This window comes from Cobetia sp. QF-1, assembly GCF_002213105.1.
In the GTDB taxonomy this organism is placed as follows: Bacteria; Pseudomonadota; Gammaproteobacteria; order Pseudomonadales; family Halomonadaceae; genus Cobetia; species Cobetia crustatorum.
In genome coordinates this window covers 521040-541250 of the sequence record NZ_NBVS01000002.1, presented here as the reverse complement: position 1 = coordinate 541250, position 20211 = coordinate 521040, and the positions used below count along the sequence as shown (strand labels likewise).

Annotated in this window: 17 protein-coding genes; 7 read left to right on the top strand and 10 right to left on the bottom strand. The window is 58.2% G+C overall.

Features of this window, described 5'->3' with window-relative positions:
- Positions 1–271 precede the first annotated feature (271 nt).
- Positions 272–877 carry a LysE/ArgO family amino acid transporter gene (locus tag CFN46_RS05640; protein ID WP_088742919.1) on the bottom strand — a complete coding sequence of 202 codons (606 nt, stop codon included), beginning with the start codon at positions 875–877 and terminating at the stop codon, positions 272–274.
- Positions 878–1018: 141 nt separating this feature from the next.
- On the opposite strand from CFN46_RS05640, the gene CFN46_RS05635 reads away from it, so the two are divergent.
- The gene (locus CFN46_RS05635; protein WP_088742918.1) at positions 1019–2017 is read left to right on the top strand and encodes a LysR family transcriptional regulator ArgP; all 999 of its coding nucleotides are present in this window, start codon (positions 1019–1021) and stop codon (positions 2015–2017) included.
- A gap of 22 nt (positions 2018–2039) precedes the next feature.
- On the opposite strand, the gene argE is transcribed toward CFN46_RS05635, so the two are convergent.
- Together argE and CFN46_RS05625 are read right to left on the bottom strand one after the other, a co-directional pair.
- Complete coding sequence (argE, locus tag CFN46_RS05630) at positions 2040–3269, bottom strand: acetylornithine deacetylase (RefSeq protein WP_088742917.1); 1230 nt, start codon at positions 3267–3269, stop codon at positions 2040–2042.
- A gap of 146 nt (positions 3270–3415) precedes the next feature.
- The gene (locus tag CFN46_RS05625) at positions 3416–4342 is read right to left on the bottom strand and encodes an EamA family transporter (RefSeq protein ID WP_088742916.1); all 927 of its coding nucleotides are present in this window, start codon (positions 4340–4342) and stop codon (positions 3416–3418) included.
- Positions 4343–4523: 181 nt separating this feature from the next.
- Between CFN46_RS05625 and CFN46_RS05620 the strand changes: the two genes are divergently transcribed.
- Positions 4524–5903 carry a PLP-dependent aminotransferase family protein gene (locus CFN46_RS05620; RefSeq protein WP_088743049.1) on the top strand — a complete coding sequence of 460 codons (1380 nt, stop codon included), beginning with the start codon at positions 4524–4526 and terminating at the stop codon, positions 5901–5903.
- 146 nt (positions 5904–6049) lie between these two features.
- Here the strand turns inward: CFN46_RS05620 and fdhA are convergent, their stop codons facing one another.
- A complete protein-coding gene (gene fdhA, locus CFN46_RS05615; protein WP_024953178.1) occupies positions 6050–7258 on the bottom strand; it encodes a formaldehyde dehydrogenase, glutathione-independent in 1209 nt (402 codons plus the stop codon).
- A 420-nt stretch (positions 7259–7678) separates the two neighbouring features.
- Here fdhA and CFN46_RS05610 point away from each other — a divergent pair, with 420 nt between their 5' ends.
- Together CFN46_RS05610 and cfa are read left to right on the top strand one after the other, a co-directional pair.
- Positions 7679–8056, top strand: a complete 378-nt coding sequence (locus CFN46_RS05610) for a hypothetical protein (RefSeq protein WP_024953179.1) — start codon at positions 7679–7681, stop codon at positions 8054–8056.
- A 432-nt stretch (positions 8057–8488) separates the two neighbouring features.
- Positions 8489–9667, top strand: a complete 1179-nt coding sequence (gene cfa, locus CFN46_RS05600) for a cyclopropane fatty acyl phospholipid synthase (protein ID WP_024953180.1) — start codon at positions 8489–8491, stop codon at positions 9665–9667.
- A 61-nt stretch (positions 9668–9728) separates the two neighbouring features.
- Here cfa and CFN46_RS05595 read toward each other — a convergent pair whose 3' ends face one another.
- Both CFN46_RS05595 and CFN46_RS05590 read right to left on the bottom strand, forming a co-directional pair.
- The gene (locus CFN46_RS05595) at positions 9729–10289 is read right to left on the bottom strand and encodes a MarR family winged helix-turn-helix transcriptional regulator (RefSeq protein ID WP_088743048.1); all 561 of its coding nucleotides are present in this window, start codon (positions 10287–10289) and stop codon (positions 9729–9731) included.
- Between the two features lie 157 nt (positions 10290–10446).
- On the bottom strand, positions 10447–12000 hold the full coding sequence (locus CFN46_RS05590) for a sigma-54-dependent transcriptional regulator (protein ID WP_024953182.1): 1554 nt from the start codon (positions 11998–12000) through the stop codon (positions 10447–10449).
- Between the two features lie 422 nt (positions 12001–12422).
- On the opposite strand from CFN46_RS05590, the gene phhA reads away from it, so the two are divergent.
- From phhA to CFN46_RS05575, 3 genes are all read left to right on the top strand, one after another.
- Complete coding sequence (phhA, locus tag CFN46_RS05585) at positions 12423–13355, top strand: phenylalanine 4-monooxygenase (RefSeq protein ID WP_088742914.1); 933 nt, start codon at positions 12423–12425, stop codon at positions 13353–13355.
- A gap of 62 nt (positions 13356–13417) precedes the next feature.
- Complete coding sequence (locus CFN46_RS05580) at positions 13418–13756, top strand: 4a-hydroxytetrahydrobiopterin dehydratase (protein WP_024953184.1); 339 nt, start codon at positions 13418–13420, stop codon at positions 13754–13756.
- A 1-nt stretch (position 13757) separates the two neighbouring features.
- A complete protein-coding gene (locus tag CFN46_RS05575) occupies positions 13758–14951 on the top strand; it encodes an amino acid aminotransferase (RefSeq protein WP_088742913.1) in 1194 nt (397 codons plus the stop codon).
- A 131-nt stretch (positions 14952–15082) separates the two neighbouring features.
- Here the strand turns inward: CFN46_RS05575 and CFN46_RS05570 are convergent, their stop codons facing one another.
- From CFN46_RS05570 to CFN46_RS05555, 4 genes are all read right to left on the bottom strand, one after another.
- Positions 15083–16276, bottom strand: coding sequence for a LysR family transcriptional regulator (locus CFN46_RS05570; protein ID WP_088742912.1), 1194 nt, complete (start codon positions 16274–16276; stop codon positions 15083–15085).
- Between the two features lie 228 nt (positions 16277–16504).
- A complete protein-coding gene (locus CFN46_RS05565) occupies positions 16505–16888 on the bottom strand; it encodes a RidA family protein (protein ID WP_088742911.1) in 384 nt (127 codons plus the stop codon).
- An 86-nt stretch (positions 16889–16974) separates the two neighbouring features.
- On the bottom strand, positions 16975–18234 hold the full coding sequence (locus tag CFN46_RS05560) for a D-amino acid dehydrogenase (protein WP_024952936.1): 1260 nt from the start codon (positions 18232–18234) through the stop codon (positions 16975–16977).
- Between the two features lie 335 nt (positions 18235–18569).
- Entirely contained in the window at positions 18570–19871 is a 1302-nt protein-coding gene (locus tag CFN46_RS05555) for an MATE family efflux transporter (protein WP_088743047.1), read from the bottom strand.
- Positions 19872–20211: the final 340 nt, after the last annotated feature.

Genomic DNA, 20211 nt, shown 5'->3' with positions numbered 1-20211 from the left:
CTTCCTCCAATGTCTGCGCTGAATATGTGACCTCAATCTATGCCCTGCCCGCCGCTCTGCCCATGCCCGCTAACGCGCACTCTCATGCTGCCGTGCCTCCTGCAGGCTCCATGCATGTAACGAAAACCTGCCAACCATGAAACCCGTTATATGAGGGCCGTTGTAGCGGCGCATCAACATGACACATCGTCATGTTTTCTTTACACATACTATCGTGACTCTTCGCCATTCACGTCTTGCCGTCCATCGGCGGTTGATTTGGAGGCCAGCCTTATAGCCAGGCACCGCTTCCCAGCTGCCATGCCACCCATAGCAAGATAATGGCGATAAAGGCTTCAATACACTGCCAAGCACGTGGACTGGTCAGGCGTGGCGCCAGCCAGCCCGCACCGGCCACCAGGCCAAAGAACCACCCAGACGAGGCCAGACTAGCCCCTATGATGAAGCCGACCGGCGATGTCTGTTGCGCACCGATAGCCCCCAGCATTACCAGGGTATCCAGATAGACCTGCGGATTGAGTAGCGTGATGGCCAACGTCGCTGCCACTACCTTGCCAAGACTCGCCGTGAGGGCACTGGTTGCCGTGAGCTGACCGCCCGTACACATACGCCCTATCGCCTTGCCCGCCTGCCAAAGCAGGAACACAACCCCGCCCCAGCGAGCCACACTCATCAGCAGCGGAGATTGCTGTATCAGCGTGCCCAATCCCAATACGCCGATGACGATCAACAACCAATCACACAGCGCACAGATCCCCGCGACCCACCATTGATGTTCTCGCTTGAGCCCCTGGCCTAGCACGAAGGCATTCTGTGCTCCGATCGCGATGATCAGGCCTGCACCAACACCCGCTCCATTGAAGAATGACCACCACATGTTGTGCCCTTTTTCATTTGTCATATTTCACAAATACAGCGCCATGACTTCCAAGCCGGTGCGGCTGCAGCCCGAAGCAGAGTACGCTAGGATGTTTCTATCAAGGAAATTGATTCAGTGAATGACTCATAAGGATTTCTGATGCTCGATTACAAACTGCTGGAAGCACTAGCGGCAGTCATCGACCAAGCGGGGTTTGAGCGCGGCGCACGTGCGCTAGGACTCACCCAGTCAGCTGTCTCGCAACGTATCAAGTTGCTGGAGGCGCGACTGGGCCAGCCGGTACTGGTACGGACTCCCCGCTTGGGGCCGACGCCATTGGGCCGTCGCTTGCTGAATCACGTACAACAAGTGCGTCTACTGGAACATGATCTGCTCGATCAGATTCCCGCATTGGGTGAGAGCGAACAACGTCTACGCATCGCCATCAATGCGGATTCTCTGGCCACCTGGTGGCCGAAAGTGACCGGTATCTTCTGCCAGGAGCGCGATCTGCTGTTGGATATGCTGGTGGAAGATCAAGAAGTCGCGCTCAAGCGCATGCGCGATGGCGAGGTCGCTGGCTGTATCTGCGCCACCCCACGGCCAGTGCAAGGCGCACGCTCTCATCCGCTGGGCAGCATGCGTTATCGAGCACTGGCCAGCCCGGATTTTGTGCGGCGATACCTGATACCCACCGATGCGTCATCCGCAGACCACAAGACCGATAGCAAAACAAAGAACCAGAAACAGAGCACTTCACTTGAGATGCCCGAGCATCTGTCACACGAGGTGCTGCGCCGCATGCCGGCCATCGTCTTCGGCCGCGATGACAAGCTGCAACATCGCCTGCTCTCCAGCATGGGCTTTGACGAACCCTTCCCTCATCACCTGTGTCCATCATCGGAAGGCTTCGTTCGCTTGGCATTAAGTGGCATGGGATACGGCATGATTCCCGAGCAACAGGCCCGCCATCTGCTAGAGAGCGGCGAGCTGATCGACATTGCGCCGAATCATGCGCTCGAGGTTCCACTTTACTGGCATCACTGGCGCCATGGTGGCAACACGCTTGAGCGCTTGACCGACCACTTGCTGCGCCACTGTGAATCACTGTTGTTGCCCATGCCGGAGCAGGACCCGCCTCGCCCCGGCACACTGTAATAAGCTCAGAGGGAAGGCAGCCTCAGCCAGCTTGCTGCTCGCGCACGAGTTGCGCGAGGAAGCGGTCACAGGCAGCCAGCTGACTCAGCTCGATATACTCATTGGCTTGATGCGCCACGCCAATCGAGCCGGGACCGCAGACCACGGTCGGCCAACCTTCGCTCTGGAACTGGCCCGCCTCAGTGGTATAGGTGACGGCTTCACTGGCGCGGCTATCGCCCAGCAGACGCTGACAGAGACGAATCGCCGGATCACGATCACCGTGGCCCAATGACGGCACTGTCTCTACGGTGCGCTCACTGCGAATCCCTACCTGCGGTGCCCGCTCTCGATACGGGGCGACCAGCCGTTCCGCATAGGCATCTATCTCAGCCAGCATCGCCTCGACATCCTCGCCCGGCAAATGACGTAGCTCCCAATCAAAGATGCACTCACCCGCCGTGATATTGACCGCCGTACCGCCTTCGATACGCCCGACATGCAAGCTGGCATGCGGCACATCGAAACGCTCATCAAGGTGTCCACAGTCAATGCGTGCCTGCATGCGGTCTTCGATGAAGGTCACCATGCGCGCCGCCAGATGAATCGCGCTGACGCCCTGATAGACCTGACTGGAATGCGACGGCTTGCCTGTCACCGTGGTGCGCAGATCCGTGATGCCCTTGTGGGCATCGACGATCGCCATCATGGTCGGTTCTCCGACCAGCACCGCTGCCGGACGCGGCAGGCGATCACGCAGGCGAGCGATCATCCGTGGTGCTCCCAGACAGCCGATCTCCTCATCGTAGGAAAAGGCGAAGATGACAGGTTTCATCAGCTTGCCTTCATGCTGAGCGCCGACCAACGCTGGCACCGCTGCCATGCAGCAGGCAATGAAGCCCTTCATGTCAGCAGAGCCACGCCCGTAGAGGCGCCCATCAGCCTCGCGCAGCGTGAACGGGTCACTGTCCCAGGCCTGTCCTTCCACCGGCACCACATCCGTATGTCCGGAGAGCACCACACCGCCCTCGACCTCAGGTCCAATCACCGCCAACAGATTGGCCTTGTCGCCACCGTCGTTGTGAATGACTTCCGCACTCACACCGGCCACTTCCAGTGCATCACGCAGGCAATGGATCAGCGCCAGGTTCGACTCGCGTGACACGGTATTGAAGCTGACCAGATGTGTAAGCCAGGCATGGCTATTCGGCCAGTCGGAGAAATCTGCCTGACGCGGCAGCTGAAATTCTGTCGTCACGTGAGCAGTGGTCATGAACGCCTTCCTGTCATCATCGGATCTGGTGAGCGCCATCTTCATGCAATGACGCGGCATGCACATCGGTATAACGCAGTGCATGCGTGGCAACAAGGGGCTGACAACAGGCAGTCGAAGAACGGCAACAACGCAGGACGCCCGACTCAGGGCACCGATGCCTCCGCGCGATCTTGACTTGCAGCCGGCAGCTTGCGATCACTCTCGCCAGGTGTCTTGTTGCGTTGGGGATATAGCACCAGCGCGATACCCAGCAGAAAGGTGCTGCAGGAGATCCACTGTGCCAGCGACAGCTGTTCATCATAGATCGCGTAGCCGCTGAGCAACGCGAACACCGACACCAGCAACGTCATGGGCGCCAGCTGACTCATCGGGTACTTGAGCAGCATCTTGTTCCAGACCCAGTAACCGAATAGCGTCGTCGGATAAGCCTGAAACAGTACCGAGATCCAGGCATCCGCGCCCCACTGTTGATAGGTCGCACTCAGCACGCCCCAGCCGTTCATCGCGATGCTCAGTGCCATCAGCGGTAGCGGTGCAAACAGCATGCCCCAGATATTGAAGGCAAAGGGAGCCCGCGTACCGGAACTGCGCAGAATCACGCCAGCCAAGGGCCAGCAGATCGCCGCCAGCATGATGAAAGCCACTCCCGCCAGTGTCACATTACCGTTGGTGTAGAAGATAGAGACCACCAGCCCCATCAGCGAGATCAGGATGCCCGCTGCCATGCGTGATGAGATGACTTCCTTGTAGAGCAACACGCCAACCAGCACCGTCGTCAGTACATCGGTCTGCAGCAGTACCGCCGCCATGCCCGACGACAGACCGAAGGTGATCGAGCACGAGGCCATGCCCCAGATACCGGTCCCGAATACCAGCCCATAGGCGATCAGATAGCGCCATGGCACATCCGGCTTGCGAATGAAGAAGATGATAGGAAAGGTGGCACATGCGAAGCGTGCCGCAGCGATCAACAACGGGTCCAGCTCGCTGACGCCCAGCTTGATCATCGAGAAGTTGAACCCCCAGATCGCCATCACGCTGATGATGAGCAGTAAATCCCGTCCCTGCATGGCTGTTCTCCTGATTTTGGCCCTGGCCCTGATCCTGTATTCAAGACGCGGCGCGGCGTGGTGCTGGCGCTTGGGTGAAGCACTAGCGGCGTGTCATGGACAAGAACGCCAGTCTCGCTTGCCGCTTCAGAGCCGTACAGATACAGTTTCTGGACATTCCACCAGTACAGTTCATCCAGCCATGGCGCGATACCGACAACTGGCAGAGAAGTGCATTCACGACATCCAGGCCGGAAAGCTGACTTCCGGTGACCGCATGCTGTCGCTGCGCCAGTTTGCCCACCAGCATGGCATCAGCGTCTCGACGGCAGTCAGCTGTTATGCGGAGCTGGAGTCGCAGGGATGGTTGATGGCTCGCCCGCAGGCAGGATTCTTCATCGCCGATCAATCGCATGTCGTGCCCATACCCACCTGGCAACCGTTTCAAAGCCGAGTCACCACTCCCACCACGCTTCGCCACCGCACAGACATCGTGTGCGGACCGCTCGGCACGGCGCATCTAGCGCTGGACAAGGTGACTCGACAGGCGCTAGATCGCAGCCTGCGCCGTGCCATGCAACGTGCCTCACACACGCTCACTCAGTACCCTGCCCCTCAAGGCGAACCCGCGCTGTTAAGTACGCTGGCGACACATTTCACCCAGGCCGGCTTTCCTCTGAGGGGTGAGGAACTGGTCATCACCCACGGTTGCATGGATGCGGTCAAGACGGCGCTGCAGGTCTGCACTCAACCCGGCGATACGGTGGCGGTCAGCTCACCGTGTTACAACGGCCTGCTGGACCTGCTGTCACAGCTGTCGTTGAAAATCATCGAAATTCCCTCGTGCGCGGAGGGCATCGATCTCGACCAGTTCGAGCAACATCTGGCACGCGGCCAGCTACAGGCCGGACTGTTCTGCACCACCCACATGAATCCACAGGGGATCACTCTTTCCCCTACGCAGAAGCAGCGACTCGCCAGTCTGGCCAATCACTACCGCGTGCCGGTGATCGAAGATGATGTCTATCTCGAACTGACGCATCATCAGCCACTGCCATTGCCAACGGCCTACCACGATGAGGGCGGCTTCGTGCTGTGGTGTGGCTCGGTCTCAAAGACCCTGTCGCCGAGCTATCGACTTGGCTGGTGTCGACCCGGCCGCTTCTTCCAGTCCTATCTCAAACGTGCACTCGGTGTGCCGACTCTGGTGCAGTGCGCAGTCGCGGACTTCATCGAGAGTGGCGCCTATGCGAGCCATCTCAAACGAACCCGCCATCTCATCCGCCAGCACAAGGCCGGCTATCTCCGCTATCTGAGTCAGCATCTGCCCTCAGGTAGCCGCGTGACGCAGCCGGATGGCGGCCTGGTGCTCTGGATTGAGGTACCTGGCCTGGATGCCAGCGCCGTTGGCAAGGCCGCCGAGCAGGCACAGCTCGATATCCGCATCGGGCCGTGGTTTACCGAATCAACGCGCTACCTGAATTGCCTGCGACTCAATATCGGCCTTGCGCTGGATGAGCAGGTCGAGCAGGAGCTTGCCCGCCTGATGATGCTGATCGAGGCGCACTGTTCATCAGCCTGAACATCGCTTCCAGCAGCCAGACACGACGATGCCACGCCTTGTGATCAAGGCGTGGCATCGTCGTTTACGGAAAAATGACGACAACAAGGCTTGCTACATTTACTGCCACAAGACTTGCTATCACAAGATGTCAGTCCTGCCTGGCCTCAGGCAGCGCGGCCGTTACGCACCATGGAGTGCGGATCGATCACGAATTTCTTGGCGGCACCACCATCAAAATCGGCATATCCCTGTGGCGCTTCTTCCAGACTGATGACCTGAACATTGACGGCATCCGCGATGTTGACGCGACCGAACAGAATCGCCTGCATCAGCGGGCGGTGATACTTCATCACTGGGCACTGGCCAGTATGCAGCGAGTGAGACTTGGCCCAGCCGAGCCCGAAGCGCATAGAGAGTGCACCGATCTTCGCTGCCTCATCCTCGGCACCCGGGTCTTCGGTGACATAAAGGCCCGGGATGCCGATCTGCCCGCCAGCGCGTGTCAGTGCCATCGCCGAGTTCAGCACCGTCGCCGGTTGCTCGCGTCCGTGGTCGCAACCACAGCCGTGGGCTTCAAAGCCGACACAGTCAACGAAGCAATCGACTTCGCGATCGCCCAGAATCACCTCGACCTTGTCTTCCATTGAACCTTCCTGACGCAGATCAATGGTTTCGCAACCAAAGCTCTCGGCCTGCTTGAGACGCTCAGGAATCATGTCGCCGACGATAACGCAGGCCGCACCCAGTAGCTGAGCAGAGACCGCCGCCGCCAGACCCACTGGCCCTGCACCTGCGATATAGACAGTGGAGCCCGGGCCGACACCCGCCGTCACACAGCCATGGAACCCTGTCGGGAAGATGTCTGACAGCAGCGTCAGATCACGAATCTTCTCCATCGCCTGATCGGCATCCGGGAATTTGAGCAGGTTGAAATCAGCGTACGGCACCATGACGTAATCCGTCTGGCCGCCGGTCCAGCCCCCCATGTCGACATAACCGTAAGCAGCGCCGGGACGTGCCGGATTGACGTTGAGACAGATGCCGGTCTTGCCTTCCTTGCAGCTACGGCAACGGCCACAGGCAATATTGAACGGCACCGACACGATGTCACCAACCTTGATGAATTCCACGTCACGCCCAGCCTCAACGACCAGTCCGGTGATCTCGTGCCCCAGAACCAGCCCTTCGGGTGCTGTCGTCCGGCCACGCACCATGTGCTGGTCACTACCGCAGATGTTGGTCGAGACAACCTTGAGGATGACGCCGTGCTCACACTTGCGATTTCCCAGTGCGAGTGTCGGATAATCCAGCGACTCGACACTGACCTTTCCACCGCCCTGATAGACGACTCCGCGATTGGCATTGGCTGACATGACGTACTCCTGATTGGCGTAGATGGCGGCGCTTGCGTGAATGGCGCTTGATACGCCTGGCGCGAGATGACCCACTATCGGTATGGCGTCCAATAGGAAGGGATGCCCGCAGCGTAGGCCGGTGAGCATTCGCCAGCTGTCCAGATGAGGCATCGACATGTCTATTTGAGACATCTCGCGACCAAAGTGGCAGAAGGATCTCAGTGCCTTCAGCCGCGGTGGGTAATCACGGCAATCCCATCCTGTTGCCGTCGACAGACAGTTCGCGTCGAAACATCTCTACACTTGAATCCACCCGCGGTGCCCCAAGATTGAGGTGCATGGCAAAGTGTTGCCACAGGCTTTGCTGCTCTACTCCGCCAGACACGGTTGATATGTAAGCCGTGAGCAGTCAGGCGTTAATCACATCAAGGAGAGATCATGACCATGACTTCCACTGCAATGCGTACCACCTTCATGACACTGGCTATCGCTGGTTCCGCCTTCATTGCCGGTTGCGGTAACACCAGCGTGATCGAGAAGCAGGACACGCGCTATGAAGTCAGCGCTGTCGACGAGAACCGTGACGATGCTCTCGCTCAGGTCAAGGAGCGCGCACTTGAGGTCTGCGAAGAGCAGGATCGCGACAAGTATGATGTGATCGATTCCCGCGTCTTCGGCCCGGAAGATGCCACTGCCAAGAATGCCGACGGCAACCGTCAGCTGGAAGGCGGCACCGTCAATGAAGACACCGAAATGGCCGCTGCCACTCACGAAGGCGAAGGCTACAAGGTCGTATGGACCGTACGCTGCCGTTAAGCGCTACGCCTAGCATTGATATAAAGAGAAGCACATGAAAAAGCCGCCCACTGGGCGGCTTTTTCATGTGCGACATTGGTGATGGGCTAGCGCAGCAATGTGCTATTCCCAATATCTCTGATAACACCTTCAGCGCTTGAGAAATTTCGATTCCTGCCCTGCATGCCTCCCATTGCCACAGCCAGCGCAACGATCTGTTGCAATAGATGATTGATACTATCCCTCCATATCAGGCGTCGCTTGTCTATGCTGTGAGCAATACTTCTACTACTGCGGCTATCTTCTAAAGCGCCCAAGATGACAACAAGCACCACGACAGCCCTGCATATCGGTCTATGACACAACACACCAGACACATGCTGGCTGACAACATGCCATGACGAACCCATCAGGACACCCTTTGCGCTCATTGCGCCGTCAAGGAGGCTACCCATGACCCTCGAGCAACGCTTGGCCCCTACCGCTTTACCTGACACCCGACACCGACAGGTGACTGAACGCCTGCTGAAAGGCTCCGGAGTCAGACTCAATGGTGATCAGCCCTGGGACATATGCGTCCGACACCCAGATCTTTTCCGCCGTGTACTGCATCAAGGCAGCCTTGGATTGGGCGAGGCCTACATGGAGGGCTGGTGGGACTGCGAGCAGATCGACGAGATGATATATCGCCTGCTGAAACATGGCTTGGGCCATCGTGCCCACACCTTCGGTGAGCGGATCGCCTATCGCCTACAGGCCGGCGTCATCAATCTGCAGAGTCGTCGACGCGCCGGCGAGGTGGGTAAGGTACATTACGACTTCGGCAACGATCTCTTTACCCTCATGCTCGACACCACTCTGTGCTACAGCTGCGGCTACTGGAAGGGGTTGGCCACCACGCCTGACAATCTCCAGCTTGCTCAGGAGGCCAAGCTCGACCTGGCCTGCCGCAAGCTCGGACTGGAACCCGGTATGCGGGTGCTGGATATCGGCTGTGGCTGGGGGAGCTTCGCCGCTTACGCCGCGCACCACTATGGCGTGGAAGTCGTCGGCATCACCATCTCCGCTGAGCAGGCCGCCTTGGCCCGCGAGTACTGCAGTGGCCTCCCCGTGGAAATTCTACTCAAGGACTATCGCGATGAGGATTTCCGCCGTGAGGTAGGTACTTTCGATGCCATCGTCTCCATCGGCATGTTCGAACACGTCGGCCACAAGAACTACGCCACCTACTTTACTCATGCCGCACGCCTGCTACGCCCCGGCGGCCGCTTCGTGTTGCACACTATCGGCTCCAACCAGAGCGATATCTCCGCCGACCCATGGGTCAACCGCTACATCTTCCCCAATGGCGTTCTTCCCAGCGCCAGTCAGCTGATCCGCGCCAGCGAAGACCACCTGATCATGGAAGACTGGCACAACTTCGGCGCCGACTATGATCCGACGCTGATGGCCTGGCGAGCGAATCTCGATGCTCATTGGAATGCACTGGCCGATACCTATTCACCACGTGACAAGCGCATGTTCGAGTACTATCTCGGCGCCTGTGCCGGTGCCTTCCGTGCCCGACAGCTCCAGCTGTGGCAGGTCGTCTTCACTCATGGCACCGCAGGTCGCTATGATGCGCCGCGCTGAGTATCAGCGATCAAGAAAGAGCCAATCGGTCACGAAAAGTCCGCGATGACATTACCGAAAGTCATGCCATGTTGCCCTCATCTCCCAGCGATGCATGTCTATCCGCCTGGGAGCGATGGATACTGACACTCGCATTGGCTTCCAGGGTCAGCAGCATTTCAGCGAACTGGTTCAGATCAGCATCATCGAAACCGACATACAGCTCGGAACGCACTCGAGAGATACGCTCGGCGACTTGCTGCAAGCAGTCACGCCCCGCTGCGGTGAACCACAAGCAGCGAGCGCGCTTGTCAGTAGCATGCGCACCACGCCGAATCAGCTGCTGGGCTTCCAGCTGATTGAGAGTCCGCGTCAACGAGGGCATCTCGATACCCAGCTCACTGGCGAGCATCTGCTGGGTACAGCCCTCGCCGAGCTTGTCCAGATGCACCATGACCGTCCAGCGTGCCTCAGTCATGCCAAGCGGCTGAACTGCGATAGTGATGGCCGTGCGCCACACACGATGAACGCGACCGACCAGCCCCCCTAACGAGGGCTTGATTGTTTCGTGGAGATGCAACTCTTCCGGACATGACTTGTCCGGGCGCGGCTCAAAATCAACCACGGCTGAATTTTCCTGCATGACCATCCTCGCGACAGCAGGCCCTCATGAAGCCCTTATACAAGTAACTTTTGAGAGCCTGCGTTTAATTTAGCGTGCTAATAAAATGGGCGAATCATACGCTTCACCAGCAGGCAAGACAATTCAATAATACGGATATTCGTCGATCAAGAATGACTCACTCCTGGCCGATACCATGACGCTTGAGCTTGTTGGCAATGGTGGTGTGCGATACACCCAAGCGCCTCGCCAATAGGCGACTAGAGGGAAAATCCGGATACAGTCGCGCCAGTACCCGCCTCTCTACCTCATCGTGGATATCGCCGAGGCTACCCGCCAGATCGATGCTCTCGAGACCGTCTTCACGTGCCTCTCCTGTCAGACGCAGGTGCACCGCCTCGATCACCTCGCCGTCGCACAACGATACGGCCTGAAACAGTACGTTCTCCAGCTGACGCACGTTGCCCGGCCAGTGGTAGCCGCGCAGGCGCGCCATCGCCTCCGGCGAAATATCGCGTACGCGAGCACCAATCTGGCGTACAGCACGTTCAAGAAAGTGACGGGCCAGCTCTTCCAGACCATCCAGACACTCTCTCAACGGCGGAATCTGTACTGACAGCACATTGAGACGATGGAAGAGATCGTGACGGAAGCGTCCTTCGCTACACAGCGCAGGCAAGTCTTGTTGAGTGGCGCAAATAACGCGCACATCAAGGAAGGTTTCTTCGTCACTCCCCACACGCCTGAAGCCGCCGTCCTGCAAGAAGCGCAGCAGCTTGACCTGCATGCGCGGGCTCATCTCACCCACTTCATCGAGGAAGATGGTGCCGCCGCTGGTCAGCTCCAACAACCCGAGCTTGCCTTCAGGGCGTGCCCCCTCGAAGGCACCGGGTGCATAACCAAACAGCTCCGTCTCCGCCATGGATTCCGGCAGGCCCGCACAGTTGAGCGCCATGAATGGCGCCTGCCCGCGAGGACTGGCCAGGTGACAGGCACGTGCCAACAGCTCCTTGCCAGTCCCTGTCTCACCTTCAATCAATAGCGGCGCGTCCAACGGCGCCATGCGCCTAGCCTCTTTTACCACGGCTGACAACTGGCGACTGGCCTGAAAAATGGCCTCGAAGCCACGCACCTCGGTGCGCTGGACTTGGTAGATACGCGAGCCAAGACGGTCCGCGCGGTGCAGTGTCACTACGGCACCTGCCAACGAGGCCACATCTTCGTTCTCGGTATGCAGTGGCGCGATATCAGCGAGGAACGTCTCATCACCGACGCGCAACCTGAGACCGTTGACGCGAGCATTGTTACGTCGAATCAGATCCGGTAGATCGACATCCTGAATATGGCGTGTGAGTGCCAGGCCCGGCACCTCGTCGATGCGCACTCCCAGAAGCTTGCCAGCTGCTCGATTCGCCGCGACTACGCGGCCATCCATATCAATGGACATCACTGGGTCCGATAGCGAAGACAGCAACGCATTGAGCTCCAGATGGCGGCGCTCGGTAGGCATCAAACTGACGCGAATCACCTTGAACACGCCAGAAATCTCTTCAAGCGCAGGCTTCAAGGTGGAGAGCTGCATACGCAGCATGTTGGGCACGTGAAGATAGATGGTGTTATTGGCTTCGCCGCCTACCTCTCCACGCAACACGTTGAGTCCGTAGTCAGCAAAGAGCGCAAGGATGTCACGCAAAATGCCGATCCGATTCTGGCAAGTCAGTTTGAGGCGCATGTGTCTCTCGGCGTTGTTGTTGTCAGGTGTCTCGCGATCAAAAAGGTCTGCCAGCAGCCAAGGCAGCTCTATGACATGACGTTAACGTAAGCATTGACAAGATCGTCGTAAAGTCTTCTTTACGATAGATGTATTGGCGTGACGCATTTATGCCACAGATACCGGCACACACGACCCATTGCGCAGAGCTGTCAGGTTTATGTGACGATATTGTCTGTCACTGGCTTCCGGAAAACGCTGACCGACACCATTTTCCTCTAGCCAAAGCCCATCGTGCACGCCTAGCGTAGAGGAAGATGCCAAGCGCGCCAGAATCACTTGATGCATCCCACAACGATACGGCGATACACATACAACGGCTGTAAAAAAACAACATGGCTGCGCACGCAGCCCAGCGGTATCGAAACCGCCAGGGAGGTTGCATGAACGCTTCGCAAGGTCGGCAATGGCCTGACACACACACCGTTGTCACACCCTCACCCAGCCCCCATTCTCACGTGGCCTCGTCTCCCTCTGCACAGGGCAAGGGCACCCGTTACATCGCGCGTGAACCAGATGCCAATGGAATCATCCACTACAGCACGGAAGAGCATGCCACCTGGCAAACGCTGATGGAGCGCCAGATGGCGTTGGTAGAAGGTCGGGTCTGTCGTGAATATCGGCAGGGTCTTGAGCGCCTTGCCTTGCCCCATGATCGCATCCCGCAGCTCGGCGAAATTGATCGTGTACTGAAAGCGACAACCGGCTGGCAGACCGCACGTGTGCCAGCACTGATTCCCTTTACGCGATTTTTCGAGTTGCTGGCCGCAAAGCGCTTTCCTGTCGCAACCTTCATTCGTAGCCCGCAGGAACTCGACTACCTGCAGGAGCCGGATATCTTTCACGAAATTTTCGGCCACTGCCCGATGCTGACCAACCCAGCCTTTGCCGAGTTTACCGCCACCTATGGACGCCTTGGGCTGGCCGCCAGCAAGGAAGAACGCGTCTATCTGGCACGCCTGTACTGGATGACCGTCGAATTCGGCATGCTGCGCGAACGCCAATCTGATGGCAGCAACGCCTTGCGCCTGTATGGCGGCGGCATCATCTCTTCACCGCGTGAGACGCGCTACGCGCTCGGTGAGTTAGGCGATACGCTCGGTCGTCCTGAGCATCTCGACTTTGATCCTGTCGAGGCACTACGCACGCCTTACCGCATCGATATTTTACAGCCGCTCTACTATGTACTGAAATCGCTGGATGACCTGCATGAACTGGCAGGCCGCGACATCATGGCGCTGGTGCATGACGCCATGCGCATTGGCCTGAAAACACCACGTTTTGCGCCGAAAGATGCTGGGGCCACCAGTGCTTGAAAGTCCTATCACGTCGTTCCCTATAATCACTCATGTCTAGTCCTGACGATGGAGATTTGCCCATGACCGATCTTGCCAACCAATCCTGTGAAGCCTGCAGCTTCGATGCCCCCAAGGTCAGCGATAGCGAAATCGAGACGCTCAAAGGCGCCATTCCTGAGTGGCAGTTGCTTGAGCGCGATGGCATCATGCAACTGGAACGATGCTTCACGTTCCGCAACTTCAAGCAGGCGCTGGCATTCACCAATCGCGTAGGCGAGATTGCCGAGGAAGTCGGGCACCACCCGGCACTTCTCACCGAATGGGGCAAGGTCACCGTGACCTGGTGGTCCCACGAGATGAAGGGCCTGCACAAGAACGATTTCATCATGGCCGCCAGAACCGACGAGGTAGCGAAATAAGATGTTCGAGCAGATTGCGCGTGTACCCGGGGATGCCATCCTCGGCCTGATCGAGACCTTCAACAAGGACACCAACCCGCAGAAGGTCGACCTCGGAGTGGGTGTCTATCGCGATGCGAACGGCAACACGCCGGTGATGCGCGCGGTCAAGCAGGCCGAAAGCCGCCTGGTCGACAATGAGGTCACCAAGACGTACATCGGCTCTCACGGCGATCCGCGCTTCGGCAAGGTCGTGCTGCCGATGGTGCTCGGTGCATCCTCGCCAGTGCTGGCGGCCAATCGTGCCAGCGCCACTCAGGCACCTGGTGGTACCGGTGCGCTGCGTCTGGCCGCTGACTTCATCGCCAGCAACCTGAAGGGCCGTGATATCTGGCTCTCCACACCGACTTGGCCGAATCATCTGGGCATCTTCGATGCCGCGGGCGTGACACGTCATGATTATCCGTACGTTGATGAGCACAATCGTCTCGACTTCGCCGGCATGCTGGCGACGCTCAAGACGATTCCGGAAGGCGACGTGGTACTGCTGCACGCCTGCTGCCACAACCCGACCGGCTTCGATCTCAGCCGTGAGCAGTGGGATCAGGTGCTGGAAGTCGTCCAGTCCCGCAAGCTGCTGCCGCTGATCGATTTCGCCTATCAGGGCTTCGGTGACGGCTTGGAAGAAGATGCCTACGGCGTGCGTCTGCTGGCCGAGAATGTCGATGAAGCTATCATCACCAGCTCCTGCTCCAAGAACTTCGGTATCTACTGCGAGCGTACCGGTTGCCTGATCCTGATCGCCAAGGATGAGGAGAACATGCTGGATGTGCGCTCCCAAGCCGCGATCACCGCACGCGAAAACTATTCCAACCCGCCAGCACACGGTGGCGCAGTAGTGATCGACATCCTCCAGGACGACACCCTACGCGCCGAGTGGATGAGCGAACTGACCGAGATGCGCGAGCGCATCAATGGCCTGCGTCGTGACTTCGTCGAAGCGCTCAAGCCGTATGGTCTGGATGAGCAGTTCGCCTTTATCGCGGAGCAGCGCGGCATGTTCTCCTACACCGGTCTAACGCCGGAACAGGTTGACCGTCTGCGTGACGAATTCGGCATCTACATGGTGCGCTCTGGTCGTGCCAATGTGGCGGGCTTCTCGACCGAGAACCTGTCCTACGTGGCCAAGGCTATCGCTGCTGTCGTCAAAGGCTAGGCTGTAAAGCCAGCGCTTGATGCTGCGAGATGCATGAAAGCACGAAGCCCGCCAATTGGCGGGCTTCGTGCTTTCATGCCTTGTATTTTTAGACTCGTACTTTTTAGATCAAGAAGACGGCTTTACCTCAATCATTCCTGCTCGTCATTCCCTGTCGGAAGCTCGGCAAGACACGCTGCCACTTCGGCTTCCAGCAAGGCGATCAATCGTGTCTGCACTTCCTGCTCAGCACTGCCATCTTCCGCCACCGGCAGCTGCCAACTCAATTCCAGATAACGTTCACTGCGCATCGATAGTGCCATTCCAATCAGACTGCCGTTGGCTCCGCTCAGGGTCTGACGAGCCGAGAGCACATCGATAATGGTGGCTGCCACACCTGAGCAGGCCAACCGCCCTGCACTGTCTGGCGTTGCCGCTTCAGCCTGTATCGCAGGTGTCACTCGCTCACGCTTGAGCAACCCTCTGATCAGACGCCCTTGGCTAGTGTTCTCTGGCAAATCGACAAACGGGCGCTCATTGAGGCGGGCCAGACACAGCGGCTTGTTCAACAACGGCCAACGCGCCGGCCATAACAGCATCAATGGTAGCCTGAGGACTTGCTGCTGATGAGCAGTAGTCTCCTCGTCTGACGCGTCCGTCACCGGTGCCTCAATGACAGATTCCGGCTCACTCGACGACGGATTGTCTCCCAGCTCTGGCATGGTAGCTGTCGCACTCGTGCCATCCTCGTCTTCTATCAGGACGGTCTCTTCACGGGCACGCTGCCGCAGGCTGGCGTTGAGCTCACGCGCACGCGCCGCCGCTGTCGCAGCCCGCTTGCCACCCTGCGGCTCTGGCGGTGCTTCCAGATTCACTGCCATTGCTACCCGCCCTTCGCGCGCGGCCTCTACCTGCTGCGATGGCTCCATCACCTCAATCACCGGCAACCAGTCACTCAGCGCTTCACAGGCTGCGATACGCGTCAGCCAACCAGCACTGAAGGCTTCAAGCGCAGGTGTTACTGCCAAGACCAGCCGTGGACGAGTACCACTGCCAGGCCCAAATGCCAGACGACGCAACTCGGATTGTGCCGTGAACATCTGTGCCAGCGATGGCGTCAGCCGCTCAGCCTCAGGCGTCGGCACCAAGCGGCCGCCTTCACGCAGAAACAGCGAATAGCCCAGCGTCTGCTCAAGCTGCGCCAACCCACGCGAGACAACCGGTACGCTGATACCCAGCTGCGCCGCACCGCCCTTCATCGAGCCACATTCGATGACTGCCCATAGCATTTCCAGCTGCCGCAGCCGCATGCCTGGCTCACGTGTTCCGGTGTCTGACTGCGCCATCTTGTTGCTCCCTGAAGATATCGACCGATATGCCCCTGTGATCGAGTCAGCGGCATCTGCCTATTTTAGCCTTACGCTAATCATGCTGAGACTAAATGTCACGCACGTTATGAAAGCAGCTCCCCAGAACGACGCCACCCTCGCTGACGAATCAGCGAGGGTGGTGGTATGGCTTGCCATCGATGGCCCAGTGGCATCAGGGCAGCCTGGCGTCAGAGCATCGACGGATCAGGACAGCGCAAGCACGCCTTCCGCTTCAAACAGCGCGCCCTTGGGCAGCTCCTTGACGCCGACGGCAGCACGCGCCGGATACGGCTGAGTGAAGTACTGCTCCATCAAGGTATTGACCACGGCAAAGTTGCTCAGGTCGGTCAGGAACAAGTTGACCTTGACCAGTTGATCCAGACTACCGCCAGCCGCTTCACACACCGCCTTGAGGTTGCGGAACACTTGATCTGCCTGTGCTTCAAAGCCGCCTTCAACCACTTCCATGGTAGCCGGGTCCAATGGGATCTGGCCGGACAGGAACACCAGATTGCCCGTCTGAACTGCTTGGGAGTACGGGCCAATCGCGGCCGGCGCGGATTCGGTGGAGATAATCTGCTTGGTCATGCGTCATTCCTCAAGAAGCCATCAATCACTAGGGGAAACATCAATCAACGAGACAGTATCAATCGATGAGAAAACATCAAAAACGATCAGGCGGCGTAACGACCGAGGCTCAAACCATTCGGATCAATACCGGGCTTGCGGCCGTCTACCAGGTCCGCCAACAGGCTCGCACTGCCACAGCTCATGGTCCAGCCCAGGGTACCGTGACCAGTGTTCAACCACAGATTGTCATACTTGGTGGCACCAATGATCGGCGTGGAATCCGGTGTCATCGGGCGCAGGCCAGCCCAGAACTCGGCACGTGCATAGTCGCCGGCTTCAGGGAAGATATCGCGGACGACCATGTTGATGGTCGCGCGGCGCTTCTCAAGCAGTGACAGATCGAAGGATGCCAGCTCGGCAGTGCCGCCGACACGAATGCGGTCATCAAAGCGCGTCAGCGCCACCTTGTAGGTTTCATCCATGACAGTAGACTGCGGCGCGGCATCGGCGTCGATGATCGGCACTGTCAGGCTGTAGCCCTTGACCGGATAGATCGGCAGGTCCAGATCCAGATCCTTGGCCAGAAACGGTGAGTAGCTACCCAGACACATGACATAACTATCCGCCGTCATCTCGCCACGGTCCGTGATGACCTTTTCAATACGGCTGCCACTGCGCTGAATACGCTGAATGGTGGTATTGAAGACAAACGTCACGCCGAGAGTGTCGCGGCAATAATCTGCCAGTCGATTGGTAAAGAGATGGCAATCGCCCGTCTGGTCATCCGGCAAGTGCAGGCCAGCGATGAACTTGCCCGGTACGCGAGCCAGAGCCGGCTCGACGAGTGCACAGGCATCAGCGTCCAGCAAGGAGTGACGCACGCCACAGCCTGCCAGTACCTTCATGTCCTTCTGTACCGCTTCCACCTGAGCCTCAGTGCGGAACAACTGCAGCAGACCTTGCTGGCGATCTTCGTAACGCAGGCCAGTGTCGTCACGCAGCGCGTTGATGCACAGGCGGCTGTACTCGGCGACGCGCACCATGCGCTCCTTGTTGACGGCATAGCGATCAGCATTGCAATTGGCGAACATCTTGACCATGAACTTGGCCATCTGCGGATCCATGCGCGGCTGAATCTTGAGCGGCGCGTGCTCCTGGAACATCCACTTGACGGCTTTCTGCGGAATGCCAGGGGCTGCCCAAGGAGATGAGAATCCGAAGGATACCTGTCCTGCGTTACCGTAGCTGGTTTCCATCGCAGGGCTGGCCTGACGATCCACCACCGTGACCTCATGACCCTGGCGTGCGAGATAGTAGGCACTGGTGACACCGACGACGCCGCTTCCGAGCACAAGAATTTTCATGTTGGCCTACTCCGTGACTGCAAACCGCGCCCTGCGGTAAATGAAAAGCATATCCAGCGCCCATCAGCACCGGATGAATTCAATAGGCCATTATCGGGCAACCGATTACTCGCAGCTGCTTGACCTGAATATCACCAGTATAGGGCCACCGCTCATCACTAATATTCTGTTATATACCCAGTAATCAGAAAAATATTAGGTAATTTTGCCGACTCTATAGTGTTAAACAACAAAAAAGCGGTCATTTTTAGAATGGCCGCTTTTTTGTTGCGCACTGCGTTGTTGGCTATCTCATTTATCCCTCAAGACCTTGCGTCTACGCCACCCCTTTTAGTTCAGACGGAGGCCGCTGCAGAAATCTTGCGTAATGGCTTGCCCAAGCTACCGATGGCCTGACGATACAACCGCCAGGCAACGATACCCGCCAGCAGATTGCCAATGGCGGCACCGATCGCCACCCCACGCAGACCATCCATCTGAGCCCCGATCCACACCGCCGGCAGAAAGCAGACAAAAAGACGAATGAAGGACAACAACGTTGCCCGCAATGGCCAGCCCAGCGCATTGGCCGCAGACACCACCAGCATACAGATGCCCAGGAAGGCATAGCTGGGCAGCATCCACGGCACCAGCAGGACCAGTGCTTCAGCCACGTCACTGCTACCGACCAGTACATTCGCCAGCGGCGATGCCAGCAAGGTCACGATAACGCCCAATATCAGCTGCCAGACAACGACCACGCGCGCGACCAGGTTCATCAGGCGGCGAACCTCTTGCCAGCGACCTGCCCCGTAACAACGCCCTAGCCACGGCGGCAGCGACATGGTCAATGCCAGCACCACGATCAGCGAGAAGGTCTCAAGCCGAGAGGCAATACCCCAGGCGGCGACCTGAGTCTGTCCCAGGCTTGCCACAATCGCTGTGACCAGCATGGCTGCCAGCGCAGGCATCATCTGGCAAAGCATGGCCGGACCTGCAATCCCCATCAACTGACGACGTGATTCACGCCACTCACGAAGCAGACCGCGATACTCGACCCATCCCTGTCCACTCAACTTGCTTGCCGTGATCACCAGGCCGATGGCAAAAGCGATCAAGGTCGCCCAGGCAGCTCCTGCCAGACCAAAGCCAGGAATCGGGCCGAGACCGAAGATCAACAGAGGATCGAGCGCCAGGTTCAATAAGCTGGTGATCAGCATCATCACACCCGGCAGCCGAGTATTACCGTGCGCACGAAACAGGCTGTAGAGCACATAAGCCATCGCACCCAGCCAACTGGCGACCAGCCACGGCCCCCAATATTGCTCGATCAGCGTGAGTTCCTGATCATTGGCGCCCAGCAGATGGAAGGCTGGTACGCGCACTATCCACAGCAATAGCAGCAACAACGCGAGCACACCACCGGATGCCAAGACCACGACTCCTCCCAAGCGGCGCGCGCGCGCATCCTCTTCTGCGCCCAGCGTACGCGAGACAATCGCGGCAATCGCAATCCCCATTCCGACCTGAACACCAATGATCAAGAACGTCAGCGGAAAGGTGAAGGACTGAGCCGCCAGTGGCGCCGTACCCAGACGAGACACAAAAGCAGCATCGACCAGGTTGAAGCCCAGCAGCCCCATTATTCCGATTGTCATGGGCAAGGTGCTGCGCCACAGTCGCGACATCAGCTCACGGGTACTTGGGCAATCGGGCGACGACGATGTGGGTTGCATGATTTTCGAAGACATTCACTCACTCCCAGCATGCCAGGCATCGCTGGTCAAAAAATGACAAGAGCCTCAGAAGTCAGCCCCTGTGGTTAGACAGATGATTCTAAGACTTTGCATCCCATGTCGATAGCATCAGGAAAACATGACTTTGATGCATTATTGGCAACAGGAAAGGCGATGAAATAGCGTGGCGCGTGGTATTAGAGGAAACAGTCGCCGTGCTAAGCTTTGCGAATCACACCTTCTTGCCATCAGCACTCACCTG

Excerpts from the sequence above, each read along its gene's own strand:
- CFN46_RS05640 (WP_088742919.1), bottom strand. The coding sequence starts at position 877 with ATGTGGTGGTCATTCTTCAATGGAGCGGGTGTTGGTGCAGGCCTGATC.
- CFN46_RS05635 (WP_088742918.1), top strand. The coding sequence starts at position 1,019 with ATGCTCGATTACAAACTGCTGGAAGCACTAGCGGCAGTCATCGACCAA.
- argE (WP_088742917.1), bottom strand. The coding sequence starts at position 3,269 with ATGACCACTGCTCACGTGACGACAGAATTTCAGCTGCCGCGTCAGGCA.
- CFN46_RS05625 (WP_088742916.1), bottom strand. The coding sequence starts at position 4,342 with ATGCAGGGACGGGATTTACTGCTCATCATCAGCGTGATGGCGATCTGG.
- CFN46_RS05620 (WP_088743049.1), top strand. The coding sequence starts at position 4,524 with ATGGCGCGATACCGACAACTGGCAGAGAAGTGCATTCACGACATCCAG.
- fdhA (WP_024953178.1), bottom strand. The coding sequence starts at position 7,258 with ATGTCAGCCAATGCCAATCGCGGAGTCGTCTATCAGGGCGGTGGAAAG.
- CFN46_RS05610 (WP_024953179.1), top strand. The coding sequence starts at position 7,679 with ATGACCATGACTTCCACTGCAATGCGTACCACCTTCATGACACTGGCT.
- cfa (WP_024953180.1), top strand. The coding sequence starts at position 8,489 with ATGACCCTCGAGCAACGCTTGGCCCCTACCGCTTTACCTGACACCCGA.
- CFN46_RS05595 (WP_088743048.1), bottom strand. The coding sequence starts at position 10,289 with ATGCAGGAAAATTCAGCCGTGGTTGATTTTGAGCCGCGCCCGGACAAG.
- CFN46_RS05590 (WP_024953182.1), bottom strand. The coding sequence starts at position 12,000 with ATGCGCCTCAAACTGACTTGCCAGAATCGGATCGGCATTTTGCGTGAC.
- phhA (WP_088742914.1), top strand. The coding sequence starts at position 12,423 with ATGAACGCTTCGCAAGGTCGGCAATGGCCTGACACACACACCGTTGTC.
- CFN46_RS05580 (WP_024953184.1), top strand. The coding sequence starts at position 13,418 with ATGACCGATCTTGCCAACCAATCCTGTGAAGCCTGCAGCTTCGATGCC.
- CFN46_RS05575 (WP_088742913.1), top strand. The coding sequence starts at position 13,758 with ATGTTCGAGCAGATTGCGCGTGTACCCGGGGATGCCATCCTCGGCCTG.
- CFN46_RS05570 (WP_088742912.1), bottom strand. The coding sequence starts at position 16,276 with ATGGCGCAGTCAGACACCGGAACACGTGAGCCAGGCATGCGGCTGCGG.
- CFN46_RS05565 (WP_088742911.1), bottom strand. The coding sequence starts at position 16,888 with ATGACCAAGCAGATTATCTCCACCGAATCCGCGCCGGCCGCGATTGGC.
- CFN46_RS05560 (WP_024952936.1), bottom strand. The coding sequence starts at position 18,234 with ATGAAAATTCTTGTGCTCGGAAGCGGCGTCGTCGGTGTCACCAGTGCC.
- CFN46_RS05555 (WP_088743047.1), bottom strand. The coding sequence starts at position 19,871 with ATGACAATCGGAATAATGGGGCTGCTGGGCTTCAACCTGGTCGATGCT.